Annotated in this window: 14 protein-coding genes; 10 read left to right on the top strand and 4 right to left on the bottom strand. The window is 71.6% G+C overall.

Annotation, left to right across the window (positions count from 1 at the left end):
• The first annotated feature begins 166 nt into the window (after positions 1–166).
• On the top strand, positions 167–1,900 hold the full coding sequence (locus WMF34_RS38420; protein ID WP_012240156.1) for an ABC transporter substrate-binding protein: 1,734 nt from the start codon (positions 167–169) through the stop codon (positions 1,898–1,900).
• A gap of 133 nt (positions 1,901–2,033) precedes the next feature.
• Positions 2,034–2,681 (top strand): hypothetical protein, encoded by a 648-nt coding sequence (locus WMF34_RS38415; RefSeq protein WP_012240155.1) that lies wholly within the window; start codon positions 2,034–2,036, stop codon positions 2,679–2,681.
• 43 nt (positions 2,682–2,724) lie between these two features.
• On the opposite strand, the gene WMF34_RS38410 is transcribed toward WMF34_RS38415, so the two are convergent.
• From WMF34_RS38410 to WMF34_RS38400, 3 genes are all read right to left on the bottom strand, one after another.
• Complete coding sequence (locus WMF34_RS38410; RefSeq protein WP_012240154.1) at positions 2,725–3,405, bottom strand: c-type cytochrome domain-containing protein; 681 nt, start codon at positions 3,403–3,405, stop codon at positions 2,725–2,727.
• Positions 3,406–3,587: 182 nt separating this feature from the next.
• The gene (locus WMF34_RS38405) at positions 3,588–4,817 is read right to left on the bottom strand and encodes an AAA family ATPase (protein ID WP_012240153.1); all 1,230 of its coding nucleotides are present in this window, start codon (positions 4,815–4,817) and stop codon (positions 3,588–3,590) included.
• Positions 4,818–4,882: 65 nt separating this feature from the next.
• Positions 4,883–5,821: an FKBP-type peptidyl-prolyl cis-trans isomerase gene (locus tag WMF34_RS38400; protein WP_231864474.1), complete on the bottom strand. Its 939-nt coding sequence runs from the start codon at positions 5,819–5,821 to the stop codon at positions 4,883–4,885.
• Between the two features lie 190 nt (positions 5,822–6,011).
• Here WMF34_RS38400 and ppdK point away from each other — a divergent pair, with 190 nt between their 5' ends.
• The 7 genes from ppdK to WMF34_RS38365 all read left to right on the top strand — a co-directional run bounded on the left by ppdK (position 6,012) and on the right by WMF34_RS38365 (position 18,707).
• Complete coding sequence (ppdK, locus tag WMF34_RS38395) at positions 6,012–8,774, top strand: pyruvate, phosphate dikinase (RefSeq protein WP_437990911.1); 2,763 nt, start codon at positions 6,012–6,014, stop codon at positions 8,772–8,774.
• Positions 8,775–8,976: 202 nt separating this feature from the next.
• On the top strand, positions 8,977–10,521 hold the full coding sequence (locus WMF34_RS38390; protein ID WP_012240150.1) for a hypothetical protein: 1,545 nt from the start codon (positions 8,977–8,979) through the stop codon (positions 10,519–10,521).
• Between the two features lie 89 nt (positions 10,522–10,610).
• Complete coding sequence (locus WMF34_RS38385) at positions 10,611–11,342, top strand: PspA/IM30 family protein (RefSeq protein ID WP_044966827.1); 732 nt, start codon at positions 10,611–10,613, stop codon at positions 11,340–11,342.
• Positions 11,343–11,641: 299 nt separating this feature from the next.
• Positions 11,642–12,379: a hypothetical protein gene (locus tag WMF34_RS38380; protein WP_437990910.1), complete on the top strand. Its 738-nt coding sequence runs from the start codon at positions 11,642–11,644 to the stop codon at positions 12,377–12,379.
• Positions 12,380–12,760: 381 nt separating this feature from the next.
• Positions 12,761–15,535 carry a DEAD/DEAH box helicase gene (locus WMF34_RS38375; protein ID WP_437990909.1) on the top strand — a complete coding sequence of 925 codons (2,775 nt, stop codon included), beginning with the start codon at positions 12,761–12,763 and terminating at the stop codon, positions 15,533–15,535.
• A 211-nt stretch (positions 15,536–15,746) separates the two neighbouring features.
• Positions 15,747–16,070 carry a hypothetical protein gene (locus WMF34_RS38370; RefSeq protein WP_437990908.1) on the top strand — a complete coding sequence of 108 codons (324 nt, stop codon included), beginning with the start codon at positions 15,747–15,749 and terminating at the stop codon, positions 16,068–16,070.
• A gap of 1,107 nt (positions 16,071–17,177) precedes the next feature.
• On the top strand, positions 17,178–18,707 hold the full coding sequence (locus WMF34_RS38365; protein WP_437990907.1) for a hypothetical protein: 1,530 nt from the start codon (positions 17,178–17,180) through the stop codon (positions 18,705–18,707).
• A gap of 25 nt (positions 18,708–18,732) precedes the next feature.
• Here WMF34_RS38365 and WMF34_RS38360 read toward each other — a convergent pair whose 3' ends face one another.
• Positions 18,733–21,168, bottom strand: coding sequence for a hypothetical protein (locus WMF34_RS38360; protein ID WP_437990906.1), 2,436 nt, complete (start codon positions 21,166–21,168; stop codon positions 18,733–18,735).
• Between the two features lie 561 nt (positions 21,169–21,729).
• On the opposite strand from WMF34_RS38360, the gene WMF34_RS38355 reads away from it, so the two are divergent.
• The gene (locus WMF34_RS38355; protein ID WP_437990905.1) at positions 21,730–23,463 is read left to right on the top strand and encodes a S53 family peptidase; all 1,734 of its coding nucleotides are present in this window, start codon (positions 21,730–21,732) and stop codon (positions 23,461–23,463) included.
• Positions 23,464–23,497: the final 34 nt, after the last annotated feature.

Here is a 23,497-nt window from a genome sequence, read left to right as displayed (position 1 = left end):
TCTACGTCGGCCGGTAGAGTGCGCCGGCGTCAGGTTGCCGCAGTCGCGGCTCATCCGTGGCGCCGCCGTACGGTCTGCTGTTGTCGCTGCGCTGCGGCGCTGCGAGCTGTCGGTCGAGTGAGAGGATCGTCGTGGGCGACCGAGGTCGCCGCGTAGGAGCAAGCTTATGAAGAGTCGATCCATGTCGCGCCGCATTTTTGCCCTTTCGGCGCTCGTCCTATCTGTCGGCGCCACGGCGGCCTGCGACAACAAGTCCGAGTCCGGTGGCACGGCGCCCGCGGGCTCGGCCGGTGCCGCGGCCGGGCCGGCTGCGAAGGGCGATGCGAAGGGCGGCGCGAAGTTCGTCACCATCTCCAGGGAGCAGCAGGCGTCCTGGGTTCGTAACTTCAACCCCCTTCTCGGCGAGGGGGCCACGCGCTTCCCCACCGTCGCGGGCATCTACGAGCCCATGATCGTGTACAACACGATGAAGGGCGAGTACGTCCCCTGGCTCGCCACGAAGTACGAGTGGAGCGACGCGAACAAGAAGCTCACCTTCACGACCCGCACCGAAGTCAAGTGGTCTGACGGACAACCCTTCTCGGCGAAGGACGTCGCGTTCACGTTCGGGCTCCTCAAGAAGTTCCCGGCGCTCGATCTCACGGGCGTGTGGAAGCTCGTCGACTCGGTCGAGGCCAAGAACGACACCACGGTCGAGTTCGTCTTCAAGGAGGCGTTCGTCCCCGGCCTCACCTACATCGGCCATCAGCCGATCGTGCCGGAGCACAAGTGGAAGGACGTCGCCGACCCGGTCACGTTCACGAACGAGAACCCGGTCGCGACGGGGCCCTTCACCGAGGTGAAGACCTTCCAGAACCAGATCTACGAGCTCGGCAAGAACCCGAACTACTGGCAGAAGGGTAAGCCGGCGGTCGAGGGCCTGCGCTTCCCGGCGTACCCGGGCAACGACCAGGCGAACCTGGCGCTCATCAACGGCGAGGTCGACTGGGCCGGCAACTTCGTGCCCGACATCGACAAGACCTACGTCGCCAAGGACCCGGAGAACAACCACTACTGGTTCCCGCTCGTCGGCGGCACCGTGACGCTCTACCCGAACGCCACGAAGAAGCCGTTCAACGACATCAAGCTGCGCAAGGCCATCAGCATGGCCATCGACCGCGCCCAGATCGCGAAGGTCGCGGTCAACGGCTACACGGTCGGCGCGGACGGGACCGGGCTCGACGACGCCTACGGGCGCTGGCGCAGCGACAAGGCCGCCGCGGCCGGCGACTGGACGACCTTCGACGTGGCCAAGGCGAACGCCCTCCTCGACGAGGCCGGCTACGCCAAGGGCGCCGACGGGATCCGCGCGAAGGACGGCAAGCCGCTGAAGTTCGACATCAACGTCGTGACCGGCTGGTCCGACTGGGTGCGCGCGGTCCAGATCACCACGCAGAGCCTGAAGGCCGTCGGCATCGAGGCCACGCTGAAGACGTACGACTTCAGCGCGTTCTTCGAGGCGCTCCAGAAGGGCACGTTCGACATGTCGATGGGCTGGACCAACACCGAGCCCACGCCGTTCAACTACTACCGCGATCTCATGGCGCCGGAGTTCGTGAAGGCCGTCGGCGAGGTCTCGAACCGCAACTGGCACCGCTTCGCCGCCAAGGAGGCCGAGCCGCTGTTCAAGAAGTTCGCGGCCGCGACGGATCCGGCGGAGCAGAAGAGCATCGTCGAGGACCTGCAGATGATCTACGCCACGCAGGTGCCGGTCATCCCGCTGTTCAAGAACCCGTCCTGGGGCGAGTACAGCACGAAGCGCTTCGTCGGGTGGCCCAGCAAGGAGAACCCGTACGCGAAGCTGTCGCCGAACAACTCGCCGGACTACCTGCTCGTCCTGACCGAGATCAAGCCGAAGTGACGGCTCCTGCGTTGCGCGCCGGGCGTCCGGCGCGCAGCGCGTGTGTTCTCGCCTAGCAGCGTTTCTCTCTCTTTTCTCTCCGACCCAGCACAAACCTTGGCCGCCGGCGGCGCCGGTGCGAAGATCGCGCTGCATGCTCCCCTCGGGCGTCCAGATTGCGCGCTTCGCTGCGCTCCTCTCCGGAGTCTTCCTCGCCGCCTGCGGCGGCAACCAGCACGCGGGCGCCGCGGCGTTCTGGGAGGGCGGCACCGTCGATCCCGTCGCGCCGGCGGATCAGGCGGGCGCGAAGAAGAAGGCGCCGCGCAGGGCTTTCGGCGTGCCCGACGATTTCGGCGGCGCCCCGTCGACGCCCGAGGAGCGGGCGCCCTCGGCGTGGGTGGGCGTGCGGCACGATCTCTCGCTCGCGCGCGCCGACTCGCGCAAGGAGCGCTGCAGCTGCCTGGCCGTGGAGGTGGGGGAGGCGCGCGATCCCAGGTTCCAGTGGGCGGCCGGCGCGCCGGAGACCTCGGCCAACACGCTGGCCATCGCGCTGAGCGCGCGCGGGGTGCCCTGCCCTGGCGGCGCTCCCGACGAGGAGAGCCGGCGACCCTCGATCTCGGCGGTCGATCAGGAAGGGAACGATATCGTCATCGAGGTCGAGGAGCTGCCCACAGGACGGCCGCTCGCGACGGGCGCCGTGATCCCGAGGCCCGCTCCGGGCGGGGCGATCTACGTGAAGGGGCGCAGCGCGAAGATCCCGTATGCGCGCGCCGCGGGCGGCGCGCGCTGCAAGGTCTACTGAGCGCCCGCGCTGCAGGGACAGGCGCTGAGCCGGGCAGACGGGCTCACTGCTGGGGAGCGCCGGCGCAGATCCAGTCGTTGATCTTCTTGATGCTGGCCTCGGGCAGGGCATTGCCCGAGTCCGGGGGGGGCATGCGCGTGTCGTCGCCGCAGAGGCCGGAGCCGCGCACCTTGTTGATGATGTAGCTCTCGCTCGGCTTGCCCGGCACGACGAGCTTCCGGCCGGTGCATTCCGAGCTGTTCCCGTTGACGAGCTCGCCATGGGCCGCGTTCGCGCGGAGATCGAGGCCGGCGGCCGCGGGGCCGGCGTTGCCGTGGCAGCCCGCGCAGGTCGTCGTCAGGATCGGCCGCACATCAGCGAAGGTCGCGGTGCCCGCGCCGCAGAGGGGGTCGCCGGCGGGGGCGGAGCCGCCTTCGCCGCCTTCGCCGCCTTCGCCGCCGGTGCCGGCGCCGCCGGTGCCGCCGCCCTGGCCGCCCGTGCCGACATCCGAACCGCCGGTGCCGCCGCCCTGGCCGTCGGTCCCGCCGGTGCCGCCGCCCTGGCCGTCGGTCCCGCCGGTGCCGCCGCCCTGGCCCGCGCTGCTGCTGCTGGTGGCGCTGCTGCTGGTCGAGCTGCTGGTGCTGGTGCTGTTGTCGGTCTCGCCACCGTCGTCAGAGCAGGCAGCGGCCGAGAACCCGATGGTCAGACAGAGGACCAGTTGAAGTGCAGTTTTCTGGGAAAGCATGTGAGGACCCTCTTTGACGCTGTGTTCGCGCGGCGAGCGCCGCGCCGTCAACTCGCGGAGGACCCTAGATGGCATTGTGCGCATCCACAATGCATTTCATGAAGTGAAAATAGTTATCGTTATCGCGAGCTTGCGACACTGCAATGAAATGATGGTGCTGTACCGGGATCGGCTCGTCGCGTCTACGCGGAGAGCGCCTTCGAGGAGAGCAGCTCTCCGGGATCGCGCTCGGCCAGGTCCTCGAAGCGCGGGAGGTCGGCGAGGCGGCGCGTCGTCGTGGCGGAGGTCTCGGGGTCGCGCTGGAACGCGATCGCGCGGCTGAGGCCCTGCTTCGACACCCCCCTGAGCAGCGCGGGCGAGTGCGTCGTCGCCACGATCTGGCAGACGGAGGGCCGCGCCGCCCCCTCGAGGAGCTGCGCGAGCACGGCGGCGCGCTCGGGGTGCAAGCCGGCGTCCGGGTCCTCCATGAGCAGGAGCGACCCCTCCGGCGCGGTGAGCACGCCGGCGATCTTGCCGAGCGCGCGCAGCGCGCCGTCCGGGAGGCTCGGCGCCGGGACGCGGGCGCCGCCCTTCTCGACGAGCACCATCATGACGTCGCCGAGGCCCGTCTCGGCGAACTCGATATCTTCGATCTCGGGCGCGAAGATCGAGCGCACCCAGCCGAGCACGTCGGCCTTGTGCTCGGCCTCCTGGCAGAGCCAGCGGAGCACGGCGGAGAGGTTCTGCCCGCCGGCGCCGAGGTTCTCTATCTCGTGCGGCACATAACCCCTCATCCGCGAAGGATCGATGTCGAGCGACAGCGTGCTCCGCATCGCGACCTGCAGCGCGTTGCAGAGCGCGATGACGTCCGCGAGGCTCACGTCCTCGCCGCGCCCGCGGTGGTGCTCTATCTGGCCGAGCAGGCTGCGCCGGGCGGGGTTGCGATCCATGGATGCGATCCGCATCGAGCGGCCCTTCTTCGACGCCGCCTTCATCGCTCCGCCCGAGGCGAACCCCTCCAGCCCCTTCAGCGCCGACGCCGGCGTGTCGAAGAGCGGGCCCCCGGCCGACTTCGCCTCGAGCGACTCGTGCTCCACGATCACGTCAGGCTCGACCTGACAGGTGATCTTGTGTGTGAGCTCCTCCTTCCCGATCGCCCATCGGCTCTCGATGGTGAACGATTTGGCGCCCCTGTGCGTGGCCCCTTGCGTGCCGCCGCGCAGGCCCGGCCACACCTCGCGCCTGCCGTCGACGCGGCCGCGGAAGATGTCGCACAGGGGTAGATCCAGCCCGACGCCCTGCAGGAAGCGCAGGGCGTCGAGGAAGTTGCTCTTCCCGGAGCCGTTGGCCCCGAGCAGCAGCGTGAAGGGGGACAGCTCCACCGTTTGATCGGCGAAGCTCTTGAAGTTCCTGAGTCGGATGGATGTCAGCATGCCTGGCCGCTCGCAGCCATCATGTGACCAGGCAGTCGGCCGGATGTAAAGCGCCGGCCGACGGCTCAGCGAAAGTCGATGAGCTCGACGTCGAACACCAGCATGCCGGCGGGCGCGCCGGGCCGTGTGGGTTTGTCGCCGTAAGCGAGGTCGGCCGGTATCCAGAATCGCGCCTTCTCGCCTTTCACCATCAGCTGTAAGCCCTCCGTCCACCCCTTGATCACGCCACCCACCGGGAAGGTGGCCGGCTCGTCGCGGACGATGGAGCTGTCGAACATCTTCCCGTCGGTCGTCCAGCCCGTGTAGTGGACGACGACGCGGCTCGTCGGCTTCGGGTGCTCGGTGCCCGTGCCCTTCTGCAGGACCTGGTAGGCGAGCCCGGAGGCGGTCTTCTTCGCGGTCTTCGGCGCGGCCTTCACGTCCTTCGGCGCGGGCGGCGGCTTCGGCGCGGGGGCGAAGTCGAGCAGCTCGACGTCGAACACCAGCATTCCGGCCGGGGCGCCCGGCTGGGCCGGCGTGTCGCCATAGGCGAGGGCCCCGGGGATCCAGAGCCGGCGCTTCTCGCCCTTGCTCATGAGCTGGAGCGCCTCCGTCCACCCCTTGATCACGCCGCCCACCGGGAAGGTGGCCGGCTCGTTGCGGACGATGGAGCTGTCGAACATCTTCCCGTCCGTGGTCCACCCCGTGTAGTGGACCGTCACCTTGTCGTCCGGGCCGGGATGCGCCGTGTCCTTGCCCGGCGCCAGCACCTTGGACGCGAGGCCCGATGCCGTCTTCTGCGCGTCGGCCGGCGGCGCCGCGACGTCCGGCGGCGCGGGCAGGCCGGCGGGCTCGGGCGGCGGCTGCGGCGAGGCGGCGGGCTCGGGGGTGGGCGCCGGCGGCGGGGCGGGCTTGACCGAGGCGCTCACCGGCGCGTCGGCGATCGCCTGTGAGGCGGGCTTCTGGTCGCACGCGGTGAGGGGGACGGCGAACATCGCAACGAGGACGAGAGAGAAGCGCTTCATGCGCGGCTTCATAGCTCGTCCGCCGTCGAGAGCCGGTATTTTTGTGAGCTGCACGCGTGAGGCGCACGCCGCGGTTCCGACGGCTCTGGATCGGAGTGGGGCCGTCGGCGGCCGTCCGTCCGTCGCACCTCCATTCCGCCGTTCGACGGCTCTCGACCTGACTGCGAGGACGGTCTAGCGTGCGCCCGCCATGGGGAGATCGATATATTTCTTCGGCGCGGGGCAGGCGGACGGGGACGCACAGCAGAAGGATCTGCTCGGCGGAAAGGGCGCGGGGCTCGCCGAGATGACCCGCCTCGGCATCCCGGTGCCGCCGGGCTTCACGGTCACCACCGAGGTCTGCAACGCCTATTACGCCTCGGGCAAGGCGCTCCCCGCCGGCGTCGAGGACGAGATCAAGGCAGCGATCGGCCGGCTGGAGTCGCTGCGCGGCGCGGGGTTCGGCAGCCCCGAGGCGCCGCTGCTCGTGTCCGTCCGCTCGGGCGCGCGCGCGTCCATGCCGGGAATGATGGATACCATCCTGAACCTCGGCCTGAACGACGAGATCGCGCGGGGGCTCGCGCGGCGCACGGGCAGCGAGCGATTCGCGCTCGACGCCTATCGGCGGTTCATCCTGGCGTATGCCGATATCGTGCTCGGCGTGCCCCGCGACCGCTTCGAGGAGGCGCTCGGCCGCGCGCGCAGGCAGGCCGCCGCGAAGCTCGGCGTCGACGCGACGCGCCTGAACTCCGCCGAGCTCGAGCGCAAGGTGCCCGACTCCCAGCTCGATCCGGAGTCGCTCGCGGCCTTGATCCAGCGCCAGAAGGACATCGTCCTCGGGGCGACGGGCCGCCCGTTCCCCGACGATCCCTACGCGCAGCTCTGGGGGGCGATCGGCGCCGTATTCGATAGCTGGAAGAACCACCGGGCCCAGGTGTACCGGAAGATGCACGACATCCCGGAGGCCTGGGGGACAGCTTGCACCGTCCAGGCGATGGTGTTCGGCAACCTGGGCGACGACTCCGGCACGGGGGTCGCGTTCACGCGCGATCCGTCGACGGGAGAGCGGCGCTTCTATGGCGAGTGGCTCCCCAACGCGCAGGGCGAGGACGTCGTCGCGGGGGTGCGCACGCCGCACCCGCTGTCGAGGCCCGGCGAGGGCGGCGGTGCAGACGACGAGAGCTCGCTCGAGGCGCGGATGCCCGCGGCGTACGCGGCGCTGGTAGAGGTGCAGGGCAAGCTCGAGCAGCACTTCCGCGACGTGCAGGACCTGGAGTTCACGATCCAGCAGAACGAGCTCTTCCTGCTCCAGTGCCGCACCGCCAAGCGCACGGGCCGCGCGGCCGTGCGCATCGCGGTCGAGATGGCCAAGGAGGGCCTGATCAGCCAGCGGGAGGCCATCCTGCGGGTGGATCCGGGCTCGATCGATCAGCTGCTGCACCCGAGCATCGACCCGAGCGCGCCGAAGTCGCTGCTCGCGCGCGGCCTGCCGGCGAGCCCCGGGGCGGCGACGGGGCAGGTGGTGTTCAGCGCGGACGAGGCGGAGCGGCGCGCGGGGCAGGGCAGGGCGGTGATCCTCGTGCGGTCCGAGACGTCGCCGGAGGACATCCACGGCATGAAGGCGGCGCGCGGCATCCTGACGGCCCGCGGCGGCATGACGAGCCACGCGGCCGTGGTGGCGCGGGGGATGGGCAAGAGCTGCGTCGCCGGCTGCTCGGCCATCAGCGTGAGCCAGGGCCGGATGGCGGTGACGATCTACGACGATCACGGGCGCGCGACCGGTTCGATCACGGTGAAGGACGGCGATCTCATCACGCTCGACGGCGGCACCGGCACGGTCTACCTCGGCGCGGTGCCGACCATCCCGGCGGCGCTGAGCGGCGAGTTCGAGGAGCTCATGGCCTGGGCCGACGCGGTCCGGCGCCTCCGGGTGCGGTCGAACGCGGACACGCCGCACGACGCGAGGACGGCGCGCAACTTCGGCGCCGAGGGCATCGGGCTCTGCCGCACCGAGCACATGTTCTTCGACGAGGAGCGCATCCAGGCGGTGCGCGAGATGATCCTCGCGGACGGCGAGCTCGGGCGGCGGCGCGCGCTCGCGAAGTTGCTCCCGTTCCAGCGCAGCGATTTCGTGGGCGTCTTCCGGGAGATGGCGGGCCTGCCGGTGACGATCCGGCTGCTCGATCCGCCGCTGCACGAGTTCTTGCCGCAGGACGAGGCGCAGCTCCAGCAGCTCTCGAGGGCGACGGGCGTCTCCGCGGAGGATCTCCAGCGCAAGAGCGAGGAGCTCGCCGAGTACAACCCCATGCTCGGCCACCGCGGCTGCCGGCTGGCGATCACGTCGCCGGAGATCTACGAGATGCAGGCGCGCGCCATCCTCGAGGCGGCGTGCGAGGTCGCGGCGGCGGGCATCGAGGTGGAGCCGGAGATCATGATCCCGCTCAGCATGACCCGGCGCGAGCTCGCCCTCACGCGCGCGCTCGTCGAGGGGGTCGCCGAGAAGGTCTTCGCCGAGAAGGGGCGGCGGGTCGACGTCCGGTTCGGGACGATGATCGAGCTCCCGCGCGCCGCGCTCAGGGCCGGCGAGCTGGCCGAGGAGGCCGAGTTCTTCAGCTTCGGCACGAACGATCTCACGCAGACGAGCCTGGGCATCTCGCGCGACGACGCGGGCCGGTTCCTCGGCGCGTACGTCGAGGCCGGCATCTTCACGAAGGATCCGTTCCAGTCGCTGGACGTGCCCGGCGTCGGAGAGCTCGTGGAGATCGGGCGGGATCGAGGGCGCGCGGCGCGGCCCGGGCTGAAGCTCGGTGTCTGCGGCGAGCACGGCGGCGACCCGAGCTCGATTGCGTTCTTCGAGCGGGCGGGGCTCGATTACGTGTCTTGCTCCCCGTTCCGCGTCCCCATCGCCCGCCTCGCCGCGGCGCAAGCGGCGCTCGCGGCCGAGGCCGCGAGGGGTCCGCGCGCGACGGACTGACACCCACCCTCCGGCGACATACGCCCGGACAGGGCGTCGGGACATCCGTTCTCACGAGCGTGCTTTGATTATGCTCGTGCGAGCTTTGGTATTGCGCCAGGTCTGCTAAACCAGGAACCTCGCTGTTCATCGCCGGTGTCTCGCCGGGCGCGCCTGACTGCCCGAGCGGCTCCACCGCGCGCTGGCGAGACATGGAGGTTTCATGCGTCATCTCGGCGTCTCCTCTGCGCTCCTCGCATTTCTCGGGGCCGCGACATCGGGTGCGTTCGTCGCGGTCGGCTGCCACGCCTCGGGTCCGCACGTCGAGATCGGCGCGAGCGGCGGTGCGCCCGGCGACGGCGGCGGTGGCGCGGGCGGCGGCGGCGCGTCCGGGGGCGGCAGCGGCAGCGGTGATTTCGTTCCGGATAACGGCCTTGGCGGGTCTGCCCCTGGCGACGACGACGCAGGCGCCGGCGACGCTGCCGTGAACCCGTGCGGGACCCAGTGCGGTCCGGAGGAGCTCTGCGATCTCAACCATCTCGGCCTCGACGACGACTGCGACGGTCAGGTCGACGAGACGTGCTCCTGCGTCGCGGGGCAGGCGCACGCGTGCTTCATGGGTGATCCGTCGTACCGCGGGGCGGAGGGGTGTTTTCCGGGCACCGAGCTTTGCAACGAGGTGGGCGTCTGGGGGCCCTGCGTTGGCGGCAGCCACGCGACCGAGGCGTGCTTCAGCGAGAACCCCGCGGGGTGCCACGCGCTGAGGGTACCTCCGTTCGCGAACGTGGATCTGAAGGAGGGGACAGGCACGTTCAGCGTGGACGCCGAGCCTGGCTCGGAGACCTGGAGCGTGGTTTGCCCCGCGGGCATCGACCCGTGTCCGGCGGTCTCCGGGGCGAGCCCGGCGGATGATTACAAGCCGCTCCAGTCGGGGGAGTACACGGTCATCTACACGAAGCGCCTCGCCGACGGCGCGACCGACTCGTGCGAGTACGCCCTTTACGTCGGCGCGCCCGGCCTCCGGGTCGAGCTCGAGTGGGAGCACGACCTCGGCGGCGAAGGGGTGGATCTCGATCTGCACCTGCACAAGCCGGGCGACACGCGGCCGTGGGCGGTCGCGGGCTCGCCGGACGACTGCGGTTACAACAACTGCACCGTGGACACGCTGGGGTCGGATCCGGAGCTGCGGTGGTTCAGCGACGTCGCGTCGCCGCCGGAGCCGGTGAGCTGGTATGCGGATCCGGAGGAGGCCAAGAACACGTGTTATTACGCCCCTCGCGGCGCCGGGCAGGCGTGGCGCGATCTCGGCAAGGGTTGCTACAACCCGCGGCTCGATATCGACAACATCACGTGCGACCCCGACGTCACGGACCCGGACAGCGATGATTTTTGCGCGCCCGAGAACATCAACGTGGATTTTCCGCCGTTCGGGCAGTGGACGCGGATCGGCGTCCATTATTACTCGGCGCATGGCCGGAACTACGCGGTTCACCCGCGGATCAAGATCTTCTGCAATGGCTCCCTCGGGGCGGATCTCGGCCCGACGGGGTTCTACGACCCGGAGGCGCCCGTCACGTTCGCGCCGGCCGACGGGAGCACCCGGTACTGGCTGGTCGCCGACGTCGCGTTCGTCGAGGGGGGGGAGTGCGGGGAGGACACCTGCGTGGTGAGGCCGCTGTACGAGGACGAGACGCTGAAGACGCCGCTGCTGACGACGCGGTCGTCGGTGGAGTCGAGCTTCGGTCCGGCGTACCCGCCGCCTCCCTGATCGCCGGTCTCCCCGGGGCCGCGGGGGGGCGCCCGCGGCCCCGCGCGCGGGCGCTTTACAGGGGCGGCGGGGCGGTGCACGCTAGCGGCATGGGCATCTTCGACCGGATGGGAAAGGTCATCTCGAGCAACGTCAACGCGCTCCTCGACAAGGCGGAAGATCCGAAAAAGTCGCTGGATCTCATCGTCGAGGAGATGAAGGACCAGGTCCGCGCGGCGCGGAAGGAGCTGGTCGACGCGGTGGCGGCCGAGAAGGTGCTGCGCAAGAAGGTCGACGAGCTCGACGCCGAGGCGGAGAAGTGGGAGAAGCGCGCCGAGCTCGCGCTGAAGGCGAACGACGAGAAGCTCGCGCGCGAGGCGCTCGTGCAGAAGAAGCGGGTGGTGGGCGAGCGCGACCGCGCCGAGGCGATGCGCGCGGAGCAGCGCTCGGCGGTGCTCTCGATGAAGACCGAGCTCGAGCGCATGGAGGCCAAGCAGGAGGAGTTCCAGGCGCGGAAGGGCACGCTCGCGGCGCAGATCCAGCAGCAGCGCGCCGGCGGCGGGGCCGAGGGGCTCGGGGCGAGGGGCGGCCAGAGCGCCTTCTCCGAGTTCCGGCGCATGGAGGAGCAGGTCGAGGGGCAGGTGGCGCAGGTCGCGGCGTCGCGCGAGATCGAGGAGGCGATCTCCGGCGGCGGGCTGTCGGCGGCCGAGCTGGAGGCGAAGTTCGCCCAGCTCGAGCACGGCCGCGGCGGCGCCGGCGCCGGCAGCGCGGACAAGCCGGGCGGGTCGGCGGTCGACGACGAGCTCGCCGCGCTGAAGAAGCGGATCCGGATCGGGTCCTGAGGGGCCGAGAACTGAGAAGAAGCGCGGCAGGAGGGCGGGGGAGCGGCGGCCGTCCTCGCCGGACGCGCCGCGGCGCTGGCGATGCATCGAGCGTCATTCCGCGTCGGCGAGCATCCTTCCTTCGACAGCTGACGAAGGCTCCCTGACGGAGCGGTGGGGGCGGCGTCGCTCACGCCGGCACGCGTGGGCCGCGGGGCAGCGCGCGCTGCGCGATCGCGGGTGCAGCCGCCAGGGCCGGTATTTTTGCGCATCTGTAGCTCATGTTACGCTGCCGCGCGTCACAGAGAGCCGAGGTGCGCATGAAGTGGAGTTCGATCGTCTTTCTTGGGTGCATGCTGGTCGCCTGCGGGGATGATGAGGTCAGCTTTGGTAGCGGCGGCGGGGGGGCGGGCGGCAGTGCCGAAGGCGGCGGTGGCGCGGGCGCGGGCGGCGGTGCCGAAGGCGGAGGCGGCGCGGGGGCGGGCGGCAGTGCCGAAGGCGGCGGCGGCGCGGGCGCGGGCGGCAGCGCCGAAGGCGGAGGCGGCGCGGGCACGGGCGGCAATGCCGAAGGCGGCGGCGCGGGCACGGGCGGCAGCGCCGAAGGCGGAGGTGGCGCGGGCACGGGCGGCAGCGCCGAAGGCGGAGGTGGCGCGGGCACGGGCGGCAATGCGGAGGGCGGCGGCTCGGGCGGCACCAGCCTCGACAGGACGGAGCTCGCGATCGCCCCCGACGACGCCGCCACGGCGGGCTGCGCGACGTTCGTGGACGGGGCCTGGGGCGTCGGGGAAACCGACTTCATCGGCGGCGAACCCACGAACGACGAGTGCGCCCTGGTGCCCGTGCTGGTCGAGGGAAATCCCTATTGGATCGCGTCGCGCGGGTTCGAGGTGGACATCGATATCGACAGCCTGGAGCACTCGTTCTCGGACGCGGCGGCGGCGATCGGCGAGGGGAGCTACACGCTCGTCCTCCGCAACTTCACGTTCGAGGAGCTCTTCACCGGAACGCTCGACGTGGCCCATGTGACGGACGATGCCGTCATCCTCTCGATCGAATAGAGAACGTCGCCCTCGGGTAGTGGTCAAATTTGAACATGGAGGAAGGCGGGAAGACGACCTTGATGATCTTCCCGCTTCCCGCCTTCATGTGGGCTCTCTCTGGGCAAAGCCGCATCGGCGTGGAGCCGACGCCGATGGCGCTCACCCCCCTCTTCGACGACTCTGCCGCTTGCGGAACCTCCGGGTCGGTTTGCGGCAAGAGTTCGGGAGTCGGATCAAGTAGTCCCTTTCATGCTCGAGCTCGCGCGTTCTCCGTCCCGCGCGAGGGGGCTGGGCCGTGGGCGCGGTCGATCTGGTGAGAAATAGCTGGCTCCAAATGCAATGCTCGGTTCGCTCCTCTGGGCTGTTGCGATAACCCGGCGGCTGCGGCAAAGCTGCGCCGTGCGCCCTGTCTCGATCGAGCCGACCCGCTGGGATTCCCCGCGATGCGATGACTACGAGGACACCGACGCGGTCCGCCGGTACGAGCGTGAGGTGCGTGTCTATCGAGCGCACAGCGAGCCTTTCTCCGTCACGCCGCTCAGCGGTCGAGTCGACGGCGACTACGCCGTGGCGAGCGGGAGCGGGGGGCGGTACGTCGTCGATCTCGTGGACGCCGGCGCGCGCCACGACACCTGCTCTTGCCCTGATTTCCTGGGCAACGAGCTCGGCACGTGCAAGCACCTCGAGGCCGTGCGCCGCGCGGTCGCGGAGCGTCCGGCGTGGCGCCGCGCGCTCGCCCGGATCGACGCACCGGCGCGGCCCACGCTCACGGTCGACGCGCAGGACGGCCTGCGCCTGCTCGCGGTCGGCGCATGGCCCGCGTCGCTCCGCGAGGAGCGCGCGCGCCTCGTGCAGGCCGGCGGCCTCCTGAGGATGGCGTCGGAGGGAGGTCTCGGGAATCACGCGCCCGCGTCCAGGATCGTCCACGCGGCGTTGCCGGCGGCGGAGCGGCTCGCTGGGGCGATCTGGCGCAAGCGCCGCCGGCGCTCGCTCGATGCGCGGGCGGGCCGCGAGCAGGGCGCGCTGGAGGCTCTCGGGCTGCCGCTCTTCCCGTACCAGCGCGAGGGCGTGCTCCACCTCTTCCGCAACGGGCGGGCGCTGCTCGCCGACGACATGGGCCTCGGCAAGACCCTCCAGGCGATCGCGGCGTGCGAGCTCCTGCGGCGGCGCGGGGAGGCGCGGCGGGTCCTCATCGTCACGGCGGCGTCGCTCAAGCACCAGTGGGCGCAGGAGATCGCGCGGTGGACGGGCGAGCGCGCCGCGGTGCTCGGCGGCTCTCCCGCGCAGCGCACGGGGGCGCTCGCGATGGAGGCGGCGTACACGGTGCTGAGCTACGAGCTCACCTGGCGCGAGCTCTCGCGGCTCAAGGCGCTCGCGGCGGACGTGCTGGTGCTCGACGAGGCCCAGCGCGCGAAGAACTTCCGCACGAAGACGGCCGCGACGCTGCGCGCGATCCCGTCGCGCTTCCTGTTCGTCCTCACGGGGACGCCGGTCGAGAACCGCCTCGACGACCTGTATGCGCTGCTGCAGCTCGTCGACCCCGCGCTGCTCGGGCCGCTCTGGCGGTTCAACGCCGACTTCCACCGCCAGGACGAGCGCGGCAGGATCGTCGGTTACCGGAACCTCGGCGAGCTGCGCCGCCGCGTCGCGCCGGTCGCGCTCCGGCGCGAGCGGGCCGAGGTGCTGCTCGATCTGCCGCCGCTCCTCGAGCAGACGCGGTACACGCCGCTCACGCGGGAGCAGCGCGAGCTCGAGGCGGACTACCGCGCGCAGGCGGCCCGGCTGCTCGCGATCGCGGAGCGCCGGGCGCTGCGCAAGGAGGAGCTGGACCGGCTCATGATGATGCTCATGAAGGCGCGGCAGGCGTGCAACGCCCTGGAGCTGTGCGATCCGAGGCGCCGCAAGAAGGCGTCTCCGAAGCTCGACGAGCTGGAGGCGCTCATCGCCGAGGTGACGGCGCAGCCCCGGAACAAGGTCATCGTGTTCTCCGAGTGGGTGGGGATGCTCGAGCTGGCCAGCGAGCGGCTCGACCGGCTGCGCGTCGGTCACGCCATGCTCCACGGCGACGTGCCGACGGACCGACGCCCGGCGCTGCTCGACCGGTTCCGGGACGACCCGGCGGTGCGGGTGCTCCTGAGCACGGACGCCGGAGGCGTCGGCCTCAACCTGCAGGCGGCGAGCTACGTCGTGCACCTGGATCTGCCGTGGAACCCGGCGCGGCTCGACCAGCGCACGGCCCGCGCGCACCGCCTGGGCCAGGGGCGCAGCGTGAGCGTGACCTACCTCTGCGCCGAGGAGGGCATCGAGCGAGGCATCGAGGGCATCCTGAGCGAGAAGCGCAAGGTGCTGGTGGCGTCGCTCCGCGCCGACGCCACGGTGGAGGAGCTCTCGGCGCCGAGCTTCTCGGTGGTGCTGCGCGAGATGCGGCAGGTGCTGGCGGCGGCCGAGGAGGGAGCGATGGGCGCGGCGTCGGAGGGGGTAGCGGAGGAGGTGCATGCGGCCTTGCCCGCGGCGGGCGACGCGGCCGGAGGACGGGGCGCGCCGGCGCTGCTTGCCGGATGGCCGGCGAGCGAGGCCGCGCCGGCGCTGCTTGCCGGATGGTCGGCGAGCGAGGCTGCGCCGGCGAGCGGCGCCGTGGCGCGAGCCTCCGTGGCGCAGGTCGCCGCGGAGGAGGCCGCGCCGGCGGCGCTGCTCGCCGGCGCTGCGGAGGCGGGCGGCGGGGAAGCCGCGGAGGCGGGCGGCGGGGAGGCCGCGGAGGCGGGCGGAGATCGCCCGCGCGCGCATTGCCCGCGAGTAGAGGCCGCGCAGAGGGCCGCGCAGGACCGACTGCGGCTCGCGCAGGTGGTCCTGGACGCGGGCTTCGCCGCGGACGCTGCCCGAGCCGCTTACGAGGCGCTCGCCGGGGCCATCACGGGCCTGTTGGAAGGGCCGGCGCCCGAGTCGCACGCGGCCCTCGTCGCGGTGGTGTACCGGGAGCTGGTGCCGAGCGGCGGGCTTCCCGTCGAGGCCCACGCCGTGCTCGCGCGGCTCCACGACCTCGGCACCCTCGCGCGCGCGGGCGTGACGCTCGATGCGGCGCTCGCGAGATCGGCCGTGGACGAGGCGGCGACCTGGATCGACAGGCTGGGGGCCGGAGCGGCCCAGCGCGCTGCCGAGCCGCGCGCAGCGCGGTAGATCCCGGTCGCGTACTCAACTCTAGAGGATGTGCTCCACGGAGCCCGCCCCGCAGCGCTCAGCTCTGTAGGATGTATTGCGCAAAACTCGCCCGCAGCACTCAACTCTGTAGTCGGTGCGTTCTGAGAAGGCGTACATCACGGTCTCGCGCTGCTGCGGGAGCTGGTCGACGCGGCAGCGCCGGGGCTCCGTCGATCCTTGTCACGAGCGAGTGTCTTCGCGAGGGTTCGAGGATCGACAGCTGCACGCCCTGGGGTGCCTCGCGCACCGACACCACGGGGCCGTGGCCAGGGAGCCCGCGGCCCGCGACGTCGGTGAGGAACGCCTCGAGCACCTGCCCGAGCTCGCCGCGGTGGCCGAGGGCGTGGGTGGCGCCGCGGATGGGCTCGAGCCGCACGGCCCGGTCCGTCGCGCGGGCGGCGCTCGCGACGGCGTCGGCCACGACGTCGCCGAGCTGGAAGGCGCAGAGCGGATCGGCTGCGTCGCGTTCCATGGATCGCGTTCGCTCCCGGACGTCGAGGAGCGCCGGGCGTGATGCGGCGCTCCATGTCTCGGCATCATCGCGTCCCGCGCGCAGAGCAGAGAGCGCGTCTGCAGGGAGCGGCTGACGGGTCCCGCGTCGGTCGCTGCCGCGCGGCGAGCCTCCTCTGGAGAGCGCGTCGTCGCTTCTCGGCGTGAATGTCTCGGCCGCGCGCGGCATCGGAGGGGCGTACGCCGTGTGGATTCGCGGTGACCGGTGGGGACCATCGGGCATCACCTGCGTTCGAGGAGAGCGCGATGAGCCGCAGCCGACTCCGCTGGTGGTGCGATCGATCGGGCCAGCCGGTTCGCGCTGGAAGCGCCGTTGCTAGACGGGAGCAGGGCGGGGGCGCGTGGCGCCCGGTGGGACGTCCGGGGGGCTTCGCCCCGTCTACGAGGCGATGGGTGGTGGGGTACTTTGGCCGAAGGTGGGGTCCTTGGAGCCGCCAAGTGCGCCAAGCGCGCCAGAAACGCCAAGAAAAACACAAGAATCTTGGCGTCTTATGGCGTCTTGGCGGTCCCCTCATTCCGGCGATCCCGCGGTGCCCGGCCAGGAAAACCGCGGGAGCTCCTGGCCTGCTCTCTGCGGCCTGGACCGTCCCGTCCGGACCCAAACGCTCCAAACGCCGCAAACGCCGCAAACGCCACAAACGCGAAGATGCGGCGGCTTACTAAATTGTGTTGCCATAGTCGACTGGCCCATCTATAGAGTCAACCGTGGGAGACCGCGCGTGCATGACGCTCCCGCGTCGCGGGGGTGTCAGGGCGACGGCGGGCTCTCATGACCATCGACCATCGACCATCGACCGAGTCGCTCGGAGTCCAGCCGCGCTTGATTCTGCGGTTCCCGGCAGTGGGAGCCGCGGAGTTTCGCGGCCTGCTCTCTGCGGCCTGGACCATCTCGTCCGGACCAAAATGCACGCCAAATGCACGCCAAATGCACGCCAGAACGCACAAATGACCAAATGCAACTAAATTACTAAATTGTGTTGCCATGGTCGACTGACCCATCTATAGAGTCAATCGTGGGGGACTGCGCGCGCATGACGCTCCCGCGTCGCGGGGGCATCAGGGCGATGGTGGGCTCTCATGGCCATTGGACCATTGGCGGAGGGTACGATCTATGGACAAGCACATTCGATATGCTCTATCGACCCTGCTCGCGGCGGCGTCGCTGGGCACGGCGGGAACAGCTCATGCATACGTGACCATCACGGGGGATGTGTCGCCCCAGAACCCAAGCGACCCGTGGGATCTGGGGTCGGGCACCCTCCGCGTGGGCGGCGCGAGCAACCCCTGGGAGCCCACCTTCACCAGCGGGGAGGTGATCGTCGCGAGCGGCGGGCAGCTGTTCAGCGCGGGCGCATTGGTGGGGAATGATCGCAACGGCACGGTTCAGGTCATCGGGTACGGCTCGAAGTGGACCAACAGCGGATCCATCCAGATCTGCGTCAGCGGCGATGAGTGTCATGGGCTGCTCGTCGTCCAGAGCGGCGCCGAGGTGCTCACCGAGGATCTCGTGGTGGGCGATCGCTCCTCGCAGAACCACGGGGTCCTGCGCGTCGAAGGGTATGACGCCACCGTGACGAGCCTGGGGGATACGTACGTCGGCCTCAGGGCGCAGGGCAGCGTCGAGCTCAAGCAAGGGGCGAGCTTCTTCTCGAACAATGTCTACATCGGCGGTGCGTCGGGCTGCTCGAGCTGCAACGGCCACGTGACCGCGGCAGGCTCCGCGACGAAGTGGGTGAGCACAGGAGAGTTCGTCGTGGGGATGTACAGCCTCGGCACGCTGGACATCGACCGGGCCGAGGTCTCCACGATCAATGCCAGGATCGGCTACCGAGACGCTCTGATGCGCCCCGCGGCCAGCGTGCGCGGTTGGGGTGGTACGTGGACCAACCAGGGGCTCTTTCGCGTAGGGACGGTGCAAGGGAATGGCGAGCTCACCATCGGGGCGTACGGGACCCTCGTGACGGAAGATACCGAGATCCATTCCGAGCTCGGCGGGGCCTTCATCAAGGTGAATGACGTCTACGCGTCATGGCTCAACAGCGGCGACGTCACCGTCTTTGCCAGCGGCAATCGGTCTCCGTCGATCGTGGTCGGCAAGGACGCCTTCGTGAGCATCGACGGCCTCCTCCGGACCGCGCCGAAGGCCGTCGGCCTCTATCCCTACCTGGGGCCCTCCGTGCGCCTCGAGGACGGCGACCTCATCGCGGGCGCCATGGAGGTCGAGGAGGGAGACCTCGACTTCGCCGGCGGGCGCCTCGAAACCGGCAGCTTCGTGGGAGATCTCGCCAACACGCAGTCGGGCGAGCTCTCGGTCGGAGAGGCTCACCCGGCGACGGCCATCGTCGGCAACTACAGCCAGGGGCCGGGGGCCACCCTGAGGATCGTCGTCGGGGGATCGAGCCCCTCGCCGCTTCTCGAGGTCGACGGGGACCTCCTCGTCGATGGGGCGCTGGAGGTCGTGCCGGCCGACAGCTCCGTGTCGTTTCAGGTCGGGGACACCATCGCCCTGCTGGGCTGGGGCGGTGACCTCGCGGGGACGTTCGCCGCCGTGAACATCACCGTGCCGCTCGCCCCAGGCCTCGCCTGGGACACCTCGGCGCTCTACACCACCGGCGAGATCACCGTCGTGCCCGCGACCTGATCACGCCACGCCCCGGCGCCCGCGCCTACTTCGGCCCCGCCCTGCCGATCGCGATGACGTTCTGCTGCGCGGCCGGCTTGCCGCCCTCGTTGGCGGAAACGAACGCGCGCGGGTGCGCCCTGAGGAGCGTCACCGTGAGCGTGATGCCCCAGCCGTCGTTGGTCTTGAGCTCGGCGTGACCGTGGCTGTCCTCGACCGCCACGATCAGCCGGCCGAGCGGCTCTAGACCGGCCGGGGCGGAGCCAGGGGCGGTGAGCACGCGCTGGAGCGCGGACTCCGGCAGCCCGAGGCCGAAGCCGACGTCGAGGATCGACAGCTGCACGCCCTGGGGCGCCTCGCGCACCGACACCACGGGGCCGTGGCCAGGGAGCCCGCGGCCCGCGACGTCGGTGAGGAACGCCTCGAGCACCTGCCCGAGCTCGCCGCGGTGGCCGAGGGCGTGGGTGGCGCCGCGGATGGGCTCGAGCCGCACGGCCCTGCCCGTCGCGCGGGCGGCGCTCGCGACGGCGTCGGCCACGACGTCGCCGAGCTGGAAGGCGCAGAGCGGGTCGGCGGCGTCGCGCACCGCGAGCGGCCGCACGTTGTCGGACACCGGGGCCGCCTGCTGGACGGGGATCAGCGCGGCGACGTAGCCCGCGATCCACGAGGAGCCGTCCGACTCGCGCCGCAGCGGGCGCACCGAGAGCACGGCCGGCTCGGGCGCGCTGACGCTGAGCTCGATGCCGTCGTCGCTCGCCATCACGCTGGAGAGCGACACGGCAGCGTCGCTCGCGGACGTGGCGCCGAGGACGTCGCCCAGGGTGAGCGAGCCGGGCGGGAGCGCCGCGCTCGCGCTCTCCGCGGGCACCGTGACGTCGCGCGCCCGCAGCCACTTCGCGAACTCGGGCGCGACGAAGCGGACGTCGCCGAAGGCGTCGGCGTACAGCAGCCCTACGGGCGAGCTGCGCAGCATCGAGCCGAAGAGCTGGAGGTCGTCGAGCGCGACGCGCGCGCCCTCGACGAGATCGTCCTCCGGCGAGCCGCCGCCGCGCGCCTCGCCCGCGCCGGCCTGCGCCGTGCGCGCGAGGCGCTTCCTGCGCAGGAGCAGCGCGAGCTCGCGGCCGACGTGCTCGGCGCGCTCCGGCTCGCGTGAGAACGTCGACTCGGCGACCGGGCCGCAGAAGAACACGTACCCCTCGATCTCGCCGAACGCGATGAGCGGGACCACGACCGCCGGCATGTCCTGCTTCGCCAGGAACCGGCGCGAGAGGCGGATCGCCGGCACGCCCTGCTCGCTGCTGTACGGCGGGCGGCGGACGTCGCGGCGGAGCTCGGCGACGAGGCTCTCGCCGCCGCCCTGCCTGTCGTTCCAGAACCGGAGGTGCCAGCTCCCCGCGGGCAGCTCCGCGACGAGCACGAGATCGGCCGGGTGCGCCTGCTCCGCGAGGCGCGCCACGCGCGGCCAGAACTCCTCGTCCGGCAGCGTGTGGACGCCCTGCATGCGGAACAGCGCGGCGCGCTGGATGAGCTCCGCGGCGCGATCGACGGAGCGCTGGACGACGAGCCCGCGCACGATCATGACCCCCGTGAACGCGACCGCGAGGCCGAACAGCGCGCTCGGCAGCGCGATGAGGCTCGCCTCGGCCCGCGCGGCGAGCACGCCCTGCCCCGCCGCGAGCGCGAACACGCAGAGGAACAGCGCGGCCGTGGCGACCAGGCTCCCGTAACGGCGGCGCGCGCTCCTCACGAGCCCGCCCGCGAGCAGCACGAACAGCGCCGGCACCCACGCCGGCGCCGAGGCGCGCCGGCCGCCGTCGAGCAGCCCGCCGAGCACCGCGGCGACGCCCCTCGCCGGCGGCAGCGCCGACGTCGCGACCGCCTGGGGCGCAACGCCGCCGGCGCCCGCCGCGACCACGGCGATGCGGCCCTCGAGCGCGCTCGCGGGGACCTGGCCGTCCGCGAGATCGCGCAGGCTGACCGCCGGGACGCTCTGCGGCGCCTTCTTGAGCACCCAGGGCGCCGCCGAGACGCCGAGCGCGCCGAGCTCCGGCGCGCGCTCCCCCGCCGCGAGCGGGAAGAAGCCGACGACATCGCCGGCGCTCAGGCGGAGCAGCTCGGGCGGCATCCGGACGATCGGCGCGGCGCCCGCGGCGCTCGCGGCGCCCGCGCGGCTCGCGGCGGCGCCGCCGCCGCAGAACGCGTCGGCCGGGGGGATCAGCAGCGCGCCGCGCGCGCGCCCGCGCTCGAGCAGCCCGGGGAGCGAGCGCTCGCAGAGCCCTTCGCGCAGCGCCTCGGGCGAGGCCGTGACGAGCAGCACCTGCGCGGACGGCGCGGCGTCGGCGAGCGCGGACGCGGTGAGGCCGCGCGCCACGTAGTCGAGCCGATCGAGCGGCGCCACGGCGGCGATCAGCGCCCCCGCGACGATCGAGAGCACGTCAGGCGTGAGCCACCCGAAGCGCGTCGCCTCCGCCTGCGCGGCCATCGGGCGCGGGATGCGAAAGGGCTTGGGGATCCGCGGACGGTAAGTCTTCGCCATAATCGCTGAAGGCCGCGGCCATCGAGGGGGTCGCGGGACGCCCCGAGCAGCCTGAGCGTCGCATCGTGGTCGAATCAATACAATTGTCCACCCGGGGCCGCCGCGCCAAAAACATCGGCTGTGCGACGAGAAGGTCGCTCCCTGGGGCCCCAGGCGCAGCCGTTGTGCCCGCCTCTCTCGTCCTCCGGCGCGCCGCGATCTCCGACCTGGACGCGGCGCCGCGATCTCCGACCTGGCCGCGGCTCCGCGGCGTAGCGGTTCGCGACAGGGTGCGACGTGGTGCTCCCAACGCTCCGCCGACGCGCGTTGTGTTGCGGGCGGCGCACGTGTGATGCGACGTCAGCGCGCTGTGACGATTCGGCTGGATCGGCCTGTCGGAAGGGGCTTGAATCCTTGGTGCGTATGCGCCGTGCTTCACCTGTGCTTCGTGCCGCGCCCGTCCTTGGTCTGCTCAGCTTGGTCAGCAGCGTGGCCTTCTCGGCCTCCAGCTGTGGCTGCGAGTCGGATGTGCAAATCGCAGACTCTTCGGGCAGCGGGGGCGCGGGAGGCGGCGGGGGCGCCAGCAGCGCGACCGGGAGCGGCGGCGGCGGCGCGGCCGGGAGCGGCGGCGGCGGCGCGGCCGAGGCCGGCGGCGGTGGGGCAGGCGGCGCCGGTGGGGAGGAGCTGCCGGACGAGCTGCCCGACTTCACCGAGGAGGAGCGTGAGCCCACCGAGGCCACGGACGGCATCCCGAGCCCGCTGCCGGGCGTGTACACCGACAAGGGCGTGGCCGGGGGCGACGAGGTGGTCCGCGCGCTGATGGGCTTCCCCATCCGCAACTCGGGGCTGCTCGAGCAGCGGATCGCCGAGATCTACGACCCGACGGGCCCGCGGTTCCGCCAGTACCTCACCCGGGACGAGTGGATCGCGGCGTACGCGCCGCGGGAGCGCGACGTGCACCTCGTGAAGCTCTGGCTCGAGGAGCAGGGGATGCAGGTGAACTTCACGGCCACGAACCGGCTGCTGATCCAGTTCACCGGCACGGTGAGCCAGTTCAACGAGGCCTTCGACACGGAGCTCCGGGTCTTCGAGCGAGAGAACCCTCAGGCGGGGAATCCGCCCTTCGACGTCTACGGCTCCCTCGGCCAGCTCACCGTGCCGACGTGGGTGTCCGTTCGCACGACCGGCATCATCACCGCGGATCTCGCGGCGAGCACGCGGGCGCTCCCGGGCGAGGCCGGGGAGATCGAGCCGGATCCGCCGGCCGGCGTCGACGGGGGGCTGACCCCGGCGCTGATCGCGGGCGCGTACGACGTCGACGATCTCTACGAGCTCGGGTTCACCGGCGAGGGCGTGAAGCTCGGGGTCACGATCGGCGCGACCTTCAAGTACAAGGACCTGCAGTCGTTCTGGCGGGCGCTCGGCGTGGAGCGGGCGAACCCCGAGGTCGTCCAGACGATGGAGCCGGTCGCGACGCGCTACGTGGAGTCGACGCTCGACGTGGCGTGGTCGGGCGGCCTCGCGCCGGGCGCGGACCTCGTGGTGTACCAGGGCCCCGACGCGCGCAACACGTCGATGGTCTACACGTTCAACGAGGCCATCGGCCGCGGCGAGGTGTCGGTCATCACGGACTCGTTCGCCCACCGCGAGGACTCCGAGCCGCCGGCCGTGCGGCTCCAGTACCACCGCTCGGCGCAGATGGCCGCGGCGCTCGGGATCACCGTGGTCGCGGCGACCGGCGACTCGGCGCAGACCGACACGCCCTCGGCGAGCCCGTACGTGACCGGGGTCGGCGGGACGTCGCTCTGGCTCGACGACGACGGCGAGGTCGAGGACGAGCTCGCCTGGTCCGGCTCCGGCTCCGGCCCGACGCTCTCGTTCCCGATCCCCTCCTGGCAGGTCGGGGTCGTCGAGGGGTCCGGCGGCAAGCGGGCGGTCGCGGACGTCGCCATGCACGCCGCGCCCTCGCCGAGGCCGTACTGGGTCTACTACCTCGGCGAGTGGCGGACGTACGGGGGGACGTCGTTCTCGGCGCCCGCGTTCGCGGGGCTCATCGCCGTGGTGAACAGCTACCGCGCCGCGCAGGGCCTGCCGCGCGCCGGGTTCCTCAACTCGATCCTCTATACGACCCCCGCGGTGCAGGCGACGTTCCGCGACGTCGTGCGCGGCCAGACGGAGTTCTTTGCCGCGGGGCCCGGCTGGGACTACCCGACGGGCTGGGGCGCGCCGAGCGCGATCGGCCTGGCCACCACGCTGCCGTAGCGCGCCCGCCCTGGCAACCGCGCCGGGCGGCGGC

The organism is Sorangium sp. So ce145 (genome assembly GCF_051525985.1).
Taxonomy (GTDB): Bacteria; Myxococcota_A; Polyangia; order Polyangiales; family Polyangiaceae; genus Sorangium; species Sorangium cellulosum_B.
This window is presented reverse-complemented; position numbering and strand designations above follow the sequence as displayed.